Origin of the sequence: Streptomyces sp. NPDC060031, assembly GCF_042736805.1 — a bacterium.
In the GTDB taxonomy this organism is placed as follows: domain Bacteria; phylum Actinomycetota; class Actinomycetes; order Streptomycetales; family Streptomycetaceae; genus Streptomyces.
The window spans coordinates 1-12,403 of record NZ_JBHWVM010000078.1 but is presented as its reverse complement, the minus strand read 5'-3'; the positions used below and the strand labels follow the sequence as shown (position 1 = coordinate 12,403).

Sequence of the window (12,403 nt, the reverse complement as noted above, 5' to 3'; positions counted from 1 at the left end):
ATTCAGGTGAGAGACGTGACGGACGCCCTGGGCTCCATCGACATGCCTGACGCCGAGGACGACACTCGCGAGAAGAAGGCCCGCAAGGGCGGCAAGCGCGGTAAGAAGGGCCCTCTCGGCCGGCTCGCGCTTTTCTACCGCCAGATCGTCGCGGAACTCCGCAAGGTTGTTTGGCCCACTCGCAACCAGCTCACGACGTACACCACCGTGGTGATTGTCTTCGTCGTCATCATGATCGGTCTGGTGACCGTGATTGACTATGGGTTCCAGGAAGCCATCAAGTTCGTCTTCGGCTGATCCCCGCGGAGGGCGGCGCCTGATGGGTGCCGCCCCTTTTCGCATGTTCCACCACCTTTTGTATCCAGGAAGAAGCAGCCACCGTGTCTGACCCGAACCTGAACGTGAGCCACGACTCCGTCGAGTCCGTCGAGGACGAGCTCGACATCGTCGAGGCTGCAGACGCTGTGGAGCCCGACGAGGCCGAGCTCGCCGACGCCGAGGCGGGTGTCGCCGCCGAGCAGGCCGCGGTGCACGTCGAGGACGAGGCCGATGAGGCTGATGACGCTGAGGTCGAGGTCGAGGACGCCGTAGAGGCTTCCGACGAGGACGAGTCCGAGGGCGACGTGGAGGCTTCCGACGAGGAGGCCGCCGAGGCCGCCCCGGTCGAGGACGCCGAGCCCGTCGACCCGATCCAGGCCCTGCGCGAGGAACTGCGCCTCCTGCCCGGCGAGTGGTACGTGATCCACACCTACGCCGGTTACGAGAAGCGCGTGAAGGCGAACCTCGAGCAGCGTGCCGTCTCGCTGAACGTCGAGGAGTTCATCTACCAGGCCGAGGTGCCCGAGGAAGAGATCGTCCAGATCAAGAACGGCGAGCGCAAGAACGTCCGGCAGAACAAGCTGCCCGGTTACGTTCTCGTCCGCATGGATCTGACGAACGAGTCCTGGGGCGTCGTCCGCAACACGCCTGGTGTCACCGGCTTCGTGGGCAACGCGTACGACCCGTACCCGCTGACCCTGGACGAGATCGTCAAGATGCTCGCCCCGGAGGCGCAGGAGAAGGCCGCCAAGCTCGCCGCGGAAGAGGCCGGCCTGCCGGCGCCCGCCGTCAAGCGCACCATCGAGGTCCTCGACTTCGAGGTCGGCGACTCGGTCACCGTCACCGACGGCCCGTTCGCGACGCTCCAGGCGACGATCAACGAGATCAACCCGGACTCGAAGAAGGTCAAGGGCCTCGTCGAGATCTTCGGCCGCGAGACCCCGGTCGAGCTGAGCTTCGACCAGATTCAGAAGAACTGATCGCTTCGCTCCCCGTGAGCTGAGCGGCAGGCTCTGAGCCAAAGCTTCCGGACAGGTCAGATTGCCCCTTGAAGGGCGGTCTGACCTGCTCGGTTTTCAGCCCCGCACCCATACCCGTTATCGTGGTGCGGTATGCCTCCATCCGGATGACCGGATTGGCGGCGAAAACTCTCACTAGGACCCGGAGAGAGCAATGCCTCCCAAGAAGAAGAAGATCACGGGGCTTATCAAGCTCCAGATCAAGGCCGGTGCGGCCAACCCGGCTCCGCCGGTCGGCCCCGCGCTCGGTCAGCACGGCGTCAACATCATGGAGTTCTGCAAGGCCTACAACGCCGCGACCGAGTCGCAGCGTGGCATGGTCGTGCCGGTGGAGATCACGGTCTACGACGACCGCTCCTTCACCTTCATCACCAAGACTCCGCCGGCCGCGCGCCTCATCCTGAAGAGCGCGGGCGTGGAGAAGGGCTCGGGCGAGCCGCACAAGACCAAGGTCGCGAAGCTCACGCGTGACCAGGTCCGCGAGATCGCCACGATCAAGCTCCCCGACCTGAACGCCAACGACCTGGACGCCGCGGAGAAGATCATCGCCGGCACCGCCCGTTCCATGGGCATCACGGTCGAAGGCTGATTCAGCCACCCCCAGCACCACAGTGGTAGGGCCAAGCGCTGGTCCGCACCACGACTCCACGCCTGAAGTCACAACACAGGAGCAGAAGTGAAGCGCAGCAAGACTCTCCGCGCTGCGGACGCCAAGGTCGACCGGGAGAAGCAGTACGCCCCGCTCGAGGCCGTCCGTCTCGCCAAGGAGACCTCCGCGACCAAGTTCGACAGCACCGTCGAGGTCGCCTTCCGCCTGGGTGTAGACCCGCGCAAGGCCGACCAGATGGTCCGCGGCACCGTGAACCTCCCGCACGGCACCGGCAAGACCGCCCGGGTCCTGGTCTTCGCGACCGGTGACCGTGCTGCGGCCGCGGTAGCCGCCGGCGCCGACATTGTCGGCGACGACGAGCTCATCAACGAGATCGCCAAGGGCAACCGCCTCAACGAGTTCGACGCCGTTGTGGCCACCCCGGACCTCATGGGCAAGGTCGGCCGCCTCGGCCGCGTGCTCGGTCCCCGTGGCCTCATGCCGAACCCGAAGACCGGCACCGTGACGATGGACGTCGCCAAGGCTGTCACCGAGATCAAGGGTGGCAAGATCGAGTTCCGCGTCGACAAGCACTCGAACCTGCACTTCATCATCGGCAAGGTCTCCTTCTCCGATGAGCAGCTGGTCGAGAACTACGGCGCGGCCCTGGACGAGATCCTCCGTCTGAAGCCGTCCGCCGCGAAGGGCCGCTACATCAAGAAGGCCGCCCTGAGCACCACGATGGGCCCCGGCATCCAGCTGGACTCCAACCGCACCCGGAACCTCCTCGTCGAGGAAGACCCGGCTGCCGTCTGACTGGGCTGAGCCTCACGGCTCTGAGCCTCACGGCTCTGAGCCTCACGGCTCTGAGCCTCACGGCTCACTGATTGATCGAACGGGCCCCTCGCCTCCCCTCACCGGGTGGCGGGGGGCCCGTTCGCGTACGTTTGCGCGCATACGTGGGCACAAGGGCCCCACGGGGGCGTACGCAGGCCCGCCGGACCTGCGGGGGCCGTGCGGGGGAGCGGGGGGCCGACGCCTGAGCCGGCGGCCCCCGTGGGGCTTCAGGGGGCGCCGGGTGACCGATTTGCTCTGCACGCCACCGTTCACGTACTCTTCCGAGGAAGCCAAAGACCGCTGGTCGTTGCCGTGCCCGCAAGGGTGCGGTGGCCGAAGGATCCGCTGAGTGCGGACGACCCGCGTAGGTGACTGTGGAAAGTTCCCGGATTTCATCCGGTTGAGCTACGCCCTGGCGCCTGCGCCGGGGCGTTTCGTATTTCAGCCCCTTCTGAGCGGTCCTCATCACCCGGAAGGAGGCCGACGCTCTATGGCAAGGCCCGACAAGGCTGCCGCGGTAGCCGAGCTCACGGACGCGTTCCAGAGCTCGAACGCCGCCGTGCTGACCGAGTACCGGGGTCTCACCGTCGCGCAGCTCAAGACGCTGCGTCGTTCGCTCGGTGAGAACGCCCAGTACGCCGTGGTGAAGAACACGCTGACCAAGATTGCGGCCAACCAGGCCGGGATCACCGCGCTGGACGAGCACTTCGCTGGTCCGACCGCGGTCGCCTTCATCACCGGTGACCCGGTGGAGTCGGCGAAGAGCCTGCGTGACTTCGCCAAGGACAACCCGAACCTCATCATCAAGGCGGGTGTCCTTGATGGTAAGGCGCTCACCGCCGATGAGATCAAGAAGCTTGCGGACCTCGAGTCCCGCGAGGTTCTGCTCAGCAAGCTGGCCGGCGCGTTCAAGGGCAAGCAGTCTCAGGCTGCCTCGCTCTTCCAGGCGCTGCCGTCGAAGTTCGTCCGCACTGCGGAAGCGCTTCGCGTCAAGCTCGCCGAGCAGGGCGGTGCCGAGTAATTCGGCTCGCGCACTGATCCACGCCGCCTAGTGCGTGGGTCGTAGCGGGCCGTTACGCCCGCCTCTATATACATCCGGCACCTGCCGAATTAGTGGAAGGATCGCCCATCATGGCGAAGCTCTCTCAGGACGACCTCCTCGCCCAGTTCGAGGAGATGACCCTCATCGAGCTCTCTGAGTTCGTGAAGGCGTTCGAGGACAAGTTCGACGTCACCGCCGCTGCCGCCGTCGCCGCCGGCCCGGCCGGCCCGGCCGTCACCGCCGAGGCCCCGGAGGAGCAGGACGAGTTCGACGTCATCCTCACCTCTGCCGGTGACAAGAAGATCCAGGTCATCAAGGTCGTGCGTGAGCTGACCTCCCTGGGCCTCAAGGAGGCCAAGGACCTCGTGGACGGCGCCCCGAAGCCCGTCCTCGAGAAGGTCGCCAAGGAGGCCGCTGACAAGGCTGCCGAGGCCCTCAAGGGTGCCGGCGCCGGCGTCGAGGTCAAGTAACACCTCTGGGGCCTCTCTGAGGCCCCAACCAAGGGCGATCACCCGTAAGGGTGGTCGCCCTTTGGCGTACCCGCTGTGCCTGACTTGCCCTGCTCTCGCTGGGGAGTAGGGTGATCATCGTTGCCCCGCGGCAGGGTCCGGAGATGATCCGCTCGGAGCAGGGGGCCTTGACGAACGGCACGCGGCGCGCAATTCTCAGACCCGTCGCCAGCTCGACCGGCCCGATCCGAAATCCGAGGCATGGATCGGGTCCACATCGGGCATGGATCGACTACGAAGAGGGCAGTACTGATACGCGCTCTGTGTGCGAGAGCCGAAGCGTTGGACGCGTTGGACACAGTGTTGGAACGACATGGGGAAGGCCTGTTGCCGGTTTCCGGAAACCTGGTCTGGACATCAGTGAGCCAAGTGGCTACACTGACCCTTTGCGCTGCCTGTTAGCTGCCCCCTGCCCGTCGCCAGGGGCATGCCCACGCATGAGCACACTTGATTGATTAGCCCTGACCTGGTCTTTCCGGCCAGATCGGGTGGGTCGTTCTTCTGTGTCAGCTGGGACCGGTACGCGCGTAGTGAGTCCGAGCCCTCGGAAGGACCCCCTCTTGGCCGCCTCGCGCAACGCCTCGACCAATACGAACAACGGTGCCAGCACCGCCCCGCTGCGCATCTCCTTTGCAAAGATCAAGGAGCCCCTCGAGGTTCCGAACCTCCTGGCGCTGCAGACCGAGAGCTTTGACTGGCTTCTCGGCAATGCTGCCTGGAAGTCTCGCGTCGAGTCGGCGCTTGAGAGTGGACAGGACGTCCCCACCAAGTCCGGTCTGGAAGAGATCTTCGAGGAGATCTCGCCGATCGAGGACTTCTCCGGGTCGATGTCGCTGACCTTCCGCGACCACCGTTTCGAGCCGGCGAAGAACTCTGTCGACGAGTGCAAGGAGCGCGACTTCACGTACGCGGCTCCGCTGTTCGTCACGGCCGAGTTCACGAACAACGAGACCGGAGAGATCAAGTCTCAGACGGTCTTCATGGGCGATTTCCCGCTCATGACCAACAAGGGCACCTTCGTCATCAACGGCACCGAGCGTGTCGTCGTGTCGCAGCTTGTCCGTTCCCCCGGTGTCTACTTCGACTCCTCCATCGACAAGACGTCCGACAAGGACATCTTCTCCGCCAAGATCATCCCGTCCCGGGGTGCCTGGCTGGAGATGGAGATCGACAAGCGCGACATGGTCGGTGTCCGCATCGACCGCAAGCGCAAGCAGTCCGTCACCGTTCTCCTGAAGGCTCTCGGCTGGACCACCGAGCAGATCCTCGAGGAGTTCGGCGAGTACGAGTCCATGCGCGCCACCCTGGAGAAGGACCACACCCAGGGTCAGGACGACGCGCTGCTCGACATCTACCGCAAGCTGCGTCCGGGCGAGCCGCCGACCCGCGAAGCTGCTCAGACGCTGCTCGAGAACCTCTACTTCAACCCGAAGCGCTACGACCTCGCCAAGGTCGGCCGCTACAAGGTGAACAAGAAGCTCGGCGCCGACGAGCCGCTCGACGCCGGTGTGCTGACCACCGACGACGTCATCGCGACGATCAAGTACCTGGTCAAGCTGCACGCCGGTGAGACCGAGACGACCGGCGAGTCCGGCCGCTCGATCGTCGTCGAGACCGACGACATCGACCACTTCGGCAACCGTCGTCTGCGCAACGTCGGCGAGCTCATCCAGAACCAGGTCCGCACGGGTCTGGCTCGTATGGAGCGCGTCGTCCGCGAGCGGATGACCACGCAGGACGTCGAGGCGATCACGCCGCAGACCCTGATCAACATCCGGCCGGTCGTCGCCTCCATCAAGGAGTTCTTCGGCACCAGCCAGCTGTCGCAGTTCATGGACCAGAACAACCCGCTGTCGGGTCTCACCCACAAGCGCCGTCTGTCGGCGCTTGGCCCGGGTGGTCTGTCCCGTGAGCGGGCCGGCTTCGAGGTCCGTGACGTTCACCCGTCGCACTACGGCCGCATGTGCCCGATCGAGACCCCTGAAGGCCCGAACATCGGTCTGATCGGCTCGCTCGCGTCCTACGGTCGCGTCAACGCGTTCGGTTTCGTCGAGACCCCGTACCGCAAGGTCATCGACGGTGTCGTCACCGACGAGGTCGACTACCTGACGGCCGACGAGGAAGACCGCTTCGTCATCGCCCAGGCCAACGCCGGCCTGTCCGACGACATGCGCTTCACCGAGAACCGCGTGCTGGTGCGCCGTCGTGGCGGCGAGATCGACTACATCGCCGGCGACGACGTCGACTACATGGACGTCTCCCCGCGCCAGATGGTGTCCGTCGCGACCGCGATGATCCCCTTCCTGGAGCACGACGACGCCAACCGTGCCCTCATGGGCGCGAACATGATGCGCCAGGCCGTTCCGCTCATCAAGGCGGAGGCCCCGCTCGTCGGCACCGGCATGGAGTACCGCTGTGCGGTCGACGCCGGTGACTCGATCCGTGCGGAGAAGGACGGTGTGGTCCAGGAGGTCTCGGCCGACTACATCACCGTCGCCAACGACGACGGCACGTACACCACGTACCGCGTCGCCAAGTTCTCCCGCTCGAACCAGGGCACCTCGGTCAACCAGAAGGTCATCGTCAACGAGGGTGACCGCATTATCGAGGCGCAGGTCCTCGCCGACGGTCCTGCGACCGAAGAGGGCGAAATGGCCCTCGGCAAGAACCTGCTCGTCGCGTTCATGCCCTGGGAAGGCCACAACTACGAGGACGCGATCATCCTGTCGCAGCGCCTCGTACAGGACGACGTCCTCTCCTCGATTCACATCGAGGAGCACGAGGTCGACGCCCGTGACACCAAGCTGGGCCCCGAGGAGATCACCCGGGACATCCCGAACGTCTCCGAGGAGGTCCTCGCGGACCTCGACGAGCGCGGCATCATCCGCATCGGTGCGGACGTCGTCGCGGGCGACATCCTGGTCGGCAAGGTCACGCCCAAGGGTGAGACCGAGCTGACCCCGGAGGAGCGCCTGCTCCGCGCGATCTTCGGTGAGAAGGCCCGCGAGGTGCGTGACACCTCGCTCAAGGTCCCTCACGGTGAGATCGGCAAGGTCATCGGTGTCCGCGTCTTCGACCGCGAGGAGGGCGACGAGCTTCCTCCGGGCGTGAACCAGCTGGTCCGCGTCTACGTCGCCCAGAAGCGCAAGATCACCGATGGTGACAAGCTCGCCGGCCGCCACGGCAACAAGGGTGTCATCTCCAAGATCCTTCCGATCGAGGACATGCCCTTCCTTGAGGACGGCACGCCGGTCGACATCATCCTGAACCCGCTGGGTGTCCCGTCCCGAATGAACCCGGGACAGGTCCTGGAGATCCACCTCGGCTGGCTCGCCAGCCGAGGCTGGGACGTCTCCGGCCTGGCCGAGGACTGGGCCGAGCGTCTGAAGGTCATCGGTGCCGACAAGGTCGAGCCCGGTACCAACGTCGCCACCCCGGTGTTCGACGGTGCCCGTGAGGACGAGCTTGCCGGCCTCTTCGAGCACACCATCCCGAACCGCGACGGGGACCGCCTGGTCCTGCCGTCCGGCAAGGCGCGTCTGTTCGACGGCCGCTCCGGCGAGCCGTTCCCGGACCCGGTCTCGATCGGGTACATGTACATCCTCAAGCTCCACCACCTGGTCGACGACAAGCTCCACGCTCGGTCGACCGGTCCGTACTCGATGATCACGCAGCAGCCGCTGGGTGGTAAGGCGCAGTTCGGTGGCCAGCGCTTCGGTGAGATGGAGGTGTGGGCGCTTGAGGCTTATGGCGCCGCTTACGCCCTCCAGGAGCTGCTGACCATCAAGTCCGATGACGTCACCGGCCGCGTGAAGGTCTACGAGGCCATCGTCAAGGGCGAGAACATCCCCGAGCCGGGCATTCCCGAGTCCTTCAAGGTGCTCATCAAGGAAATGCAGTCGCTCTGCCTCAACGTGGAGGTGCTGTCCTCGGACGGCATGTCCATCGAGATGCGCGACACCGACGAGGACGTCTTCCGCGCGGCGGAGGAGCTCGGTATCGACCTGTCCCGGCGTGAGCCGAGCAGCGTCGAAGAGGTCTGACGGGCCTGACGGGGGGCTCGCTCAAGAGCCCCCCGTCATCCCCGGGACCGTTCAGACCATGATTGAGACTCGACCCCGAAAGAGGGATTGACGCACAGTGCTCGACGTCAACTTCTTCGACGAGCTGCGGATCGGCCTTGCCACCGCGGACGACATCCGAACCTGGTCCCACGGCGAGGTCAAGAAGCCGGAGACCATCAACTACCGCACGCTCAAGCCCGAGAAGGACGGACTCTTCTGCGAGAAGATCTTCGGTCCGACCCGGGACTGGGAGTGCTACTGCGGTAAGTACAAGCGTGTCCGCTTCAAGGGCATCATCTGTGAGCGCTGTGGCGTCGAAGTCACGCGCGCCAAGGTGCGTCGTGAGCGGATGGGCCACATCGAGCTTGCCGCTCCCGTCACCCACATCTGGTACTTCAAGGGCGTCCCGTCACGCCTCGGCTACCTGCTGGACCTCGCGCCGAAGGACCTCGAGAAGGTCATCTACTTCGCCGCGTACATGATCACGTTCGTGGACGACGAGCGCCGCACCCGCGACCTTCCGTCGCTGGAGGCCCACGTCTCCGTCGAGCGCCAGCAGATCGAGAACCGCCGCGACGCGGACCTCGAAGGCCGTGCCAAGAAGCTCGAGACCGACCTGGGCGAGCTCGAGGCCGAGGGCGCGAAGGCCGACGTACGCCGCAAGGTGCGCGAAGGTGCCGAGCGCGAGATGAAGCAGCTGCGTGACCGCGCCCAGCGCGAGATCGACCGCCTCGACGAGGTGTGGGCCCGCTTCAAGAACCTCAAGGTCCAGGACCTTGAGGGCGACGAGCTGCTGTACCGCGAGCTGCGTGACCGCTTCGGCACGTACTTCGACGGTTGCATGGGCGCCGCCGCGCTGCAGAAGCGCCTGGAGTCCTTCGACCTCGAGGAGGAGGCCGAGCGCCTCCGCGAGATCATCCGTACCGGCAAGGGCCAGAAGAAGACCCGTGCGCTCAAGCGCCTCAAGGTCGTCTCCGCGTTCCTGCAGACCAGCAACAAGCCCAAGGGCATGGTTCTGGACTGCGTGCCGGTGATCCCGCCGGACCTGCGTCCGATGGTGCAGCTGGACGGTGGCCGCTTCGCGACCTCCGACCTGAACGACCTGTACCGCCGCGTGATCAACCGCAACAACCGTCTGAAGCGTCTCCTCGACCTCGGTGCCCCCGAGATCATCGTGAACAACGAGAAGCGCATGCTTCAGGAGGCCGTGGACGCCCTCTTCGACAACGGTCGTCGTGGTCGTCCGGTGACCGGTCCCGGCAACCGTCCGCTGAAGTCCCTGAGCGACATGCTCAAGGGCAAGCAGGGTCGATTCCGTCAGAACCTCCTCGGCAAGCGCGTGGACTACTCCGCGCGTTCCGTGATCGTCGTCGGTCCGCAGCTGAAGCTGCACCAGTGTGGTCTGCCCAAGGCCATGGCGCTGGAGCTCTTCAAGCCGTTCGTGATGAAGCGCCTGGTCGACCTGAACCACGCGCAGAACATCAAGTCGGCGAAGCGCATGGTCGAGCGCGGCCGCACGGTCGTCTACGACGTGCTCGAAGAGGTCATCGCCGAGCACCCGGTTCTGCTGAACCGTGCGCCCACGCTGCACCGCCTCGGCATCCAGGCCTTCGAGCCCCAGCTGGTCGAAGGCAAGGCCATCCAGATCCACCCGCTCGTCTGCACCGCGTTCAACGCGGACTTCGACGGTGACCAGATGGCCGTGCACCTGCCGCTCTCCGCGGAGGCGCAGGCCGAGGCCCGCATCCTGATGCTGTCCTCGAACAACATCCTCAAGCCGGCCGACGGCCGTCCGGTCACGATGCCGACCCAGGACATGGTCCTCGGTCTGTTCTTCCTGACCACCGACGGTGAGCTCCGTGACACCAAGGGCGAGGGCCGCGCGTTCGGCTCCACGGCCGAGGCGACCATGGCGTTCGACAACGGTGAGCTCGCGCTCCAGTCGCAGGTCGACATCCGCTTCCCGGTGGGCACCATCCCGCCGCGCGGCTGGGTGGCGCCGGTCGCCGAAGAGGGCGAGCAGGAGTTCCAGCAGGGCGACAGCTTCCGTCTGAAGACCTCGCTGGGCCGTGCGCTCTTCAACGAGCTGCTGCCCGAGGACTACCCGTTCGTCGACTACTCGGTGGGCAAGAAGCAGCTCTCCGAGATCGTCAACGACCTGGCGGAGCGCTACCCCAAGGTCATCGTGGCGGCGACGCTCGACAACCTGAAGGCGGCCGGCTTCCACTGGGCGACCCGTTCGGGCGTCACCGTGGCCATCTCCGACGTCGTCGTGCCCGAGGCCAAGAAGGCCATCGTCGCGGGCTACGAGGCGATGGACGAGAAGGTCCAGAAGCAGTACGAGCGCGGTCTGATCACCAAGGACGAGCGCACGCAGGAGCTCATCGCGATCTGGACCAAGGCGACCAACGAGGTTGCCGAGGCGATGAACGCGAACTTCCCCAAGACGAACCCCATCTTCATGATGGTTGACTCGGGTGCCCGAGGAAACATGATGCAGATGCGACAGATCGCCGGTATGCGTGGTCTGGTGTCGAACGCGAAGAACGAGACCATCCCGCGTCCGATCAAGGCGTCCTTCCGTGAGGGCCTCACCGTTCTGGAGTACTTCATCTCCACGCACGGTGCCCGTAAGGGTCTGGCGGACACCGCCCTGCGTACCGCCGACTCGGGTTACCTGACCCGTCGTCTGGTGGACGTCTCGCAGGACGTCATCATCCGCGAGGAGGACTGCGGCACCGAGCGCGGCCTGAAGCTGAAGATCGCCGTTCGCGGCGAGGACGGCGTGCTGCGCAAGGCCGACGACGTCGAGACCTCGATCTACGCCCGCATGCTGGCCGAGGACGTCGTCATCGACGGCAAGGTCATCGCGCCGGCCAACGTCGACCTCGGTGACGTCCTGATCGACGCCCTGGTCGCCAACGGCGTCGAGGAGGTCAAGACCCGCTCGGTCCTGACCTGTGAGTCCGCGGTCGGCACCTGTGCCTTCTGCTACGGACGCTCGCTCGCCACCGGCAAGCTGGTCGACATCGGTGAGGCGGTCGGCATCATCGCCGCCCAGTCCATCGGTGAGCCCGGTACCCAGCTGACGATGCGTACCTTCCACACCGGTGGTGTGGCCGGTGACGACATCACGCAGGGTCTGCCGCGTGTCGTCGAGCTCTTCGAGGCCCGTACGCCGAAGGGTGTCGCCCCGATCTCCGAGGCCGCCGGCCGCGTGCGGATCGAGGAGACCGAGAAGACGAAGAAGATCGTCATCACGCCCGACGACGGCAGCGAGGAGACGGCCTTCCCGATCTCCAAGCGCGCCAAGGTCATCGTCGGCGAGGGCGACCACGTCGAGGTGGGCCAGAAGCTCACCATGGGTGCCACCAACCCGCACGACGTGCTGCGCATCCTCGGCCAGCGTGCCGTCCAGGTCCACCTGGTCGGCGAAGTCCAGAAGGTCTACAACTCGCAGGGCGTGTCGATCCACGACAAGCACATCGAGATCATCATCCGGCAGATGCTGCGCCGCGTGACGATCATCGAGTCCGGCGACGCGGAGCTCCTGCCGGGCGAGCTCGTCGAGCGGTCGAAGTTCGAGACCGAGAACCGTCGCGTGGTCACCGAGGGCGGTCACCCCGCCTCCGGCCGTCCGCAGCTGATGGGTATCACCAAGGCCTCGCTCGCGACCGAGTCGTGGCTGTCGGCGGCGTCCTTCCAGGAGACGACCAGGGTTCTGACGGACGCGGCGATCAACGCCAAGTCCGACTCCCTGATCGGCCTCAAGGAGAACGTCATCATCGGTAAGCTCATCCCGGCCGGTACGGGCCTCGCCCGCTACCGCAACATCCGGGTCGAGCCCACCGAGGAAGCCAAGGCCGCGATGTACTCGGCCGTCGGCTACGACGACATCGACTACTCGCCCTTCGGCACCGGCTCCGGCCAGGCTGTCCCGCTGGAGGACTACGACTACGGCCCGTACAACGGCTGAAGTCCCAGGTAGCAAGCAAGAAGCCCCCCGCCGCTCCGAGAGGAGCGGC

The 12,403-nt window shown here is 65.7% G+C and carries 8 protein-coding genes; all 8 read left to right on the top strand.

The genetic code is table 11. From position 1 onward, the window contains the following. Window positions 1–15: 15 nt before the first annotated feature. Window positions 16–297 carry a preprotein translocase subunit SecE gene (gene secE / locus ACFWB8_RS28025; RefSeq protein WP_030298162.1) on the top strand — a complete coding sequence of 94 codons (282 nt, stop codon included), beginning with the start codon at window positions 16–18 and terminating at the stop codon, window positions 295–297. 83 nt (window positions 298–380) lie between these two features. Continuing rightward, window positions 381–1,298, top strand: a complete 918-nt coding sequence (nusG, locus tag ACFWB8_RS28020) for a transcription termination/antitermination protein NusG (protein ID WP_385232897.1) — start codon at window positions 381–383, stop codon at window positions 1,296–1,298. Between the two features lie 193 nt (window positions 1,299–1,491). Beyond that, window positions 1,492–1,926, top strand: coding sequence for a 50S ribosomal protein L11 (rplK, locus tag ACFWB8_RS28015; RefSeq protein ID WP_385232894.1), 435 nt, complete (start codon window positions 1,492–1,494; stop codon window positions 1,924–1,926). 87 nt (window positions 1,927–2,013) lie between these two features. Next, window positions 2,014–2,742, top strand: coding sequence for a 50S ribosomal protein L1 (rplA, locus tag ACFWB8_RS28010; RefSeq protein ID WP_385232891.1), 729 nt, complete (start codon window positions 2,014–2,016; stop codon window positions 2,740–2,742). A 511-nt stretch (window positions 2,743–3,253) separates the two neighbouring features. After that, the gene (gene rplJ, locus ACFWB8_RS28005; protein ID WP_385000460.1) at window positions 3,254–3,784 is read left to right on the top strand and encodes a 50S ribosomal protein L10; all 531 of its coding nucleotides are present in this window, start codon (window positions 3,254–3,256) and stop codon (window positions 3,782–3,784) included. 110 nt (window positions 3,785–3,894) lie between these two features. Continuing rightward, entirely contained in the window at window positions 3,895–4,275 is a 381-nt protein-coding gene (gene rplL, locus ACFWB8_RS28000) for a 50S ribosomal protein L7/L12 (protein WP_385232888.1), read from the top strand. 599 nt (window positions 4,276–4,874) lie between these two features. After that, complete coding sequence (gene rpoB, locus ACFWB8_RS27995; RefSeq protein WP_385232885.1) at window positions 4,875–8,357, top strand: DNA-directed RNA polymerase subunit beta; 3,483 nt, start codon at window positions 4,875–4,877, stop codon at window positions 8,355–8,357. 97 nt (window positions 8,358–8,454) lie between these two features. After that, window positions 8,455–12,354 (top strand): DNA-directed RNA polymerase subunit beta', encoded by a 3,900-nt coding sequence (locus ACFWB8_RS27990; RefSeq protein ID WP_385232882.1) that lies wholly within the window; start codon window positions 8,455–8,457, stop codon window positions 12,352–12,354. Window positions 12,355–12,403: the final 49 nt, after the last annotated feature.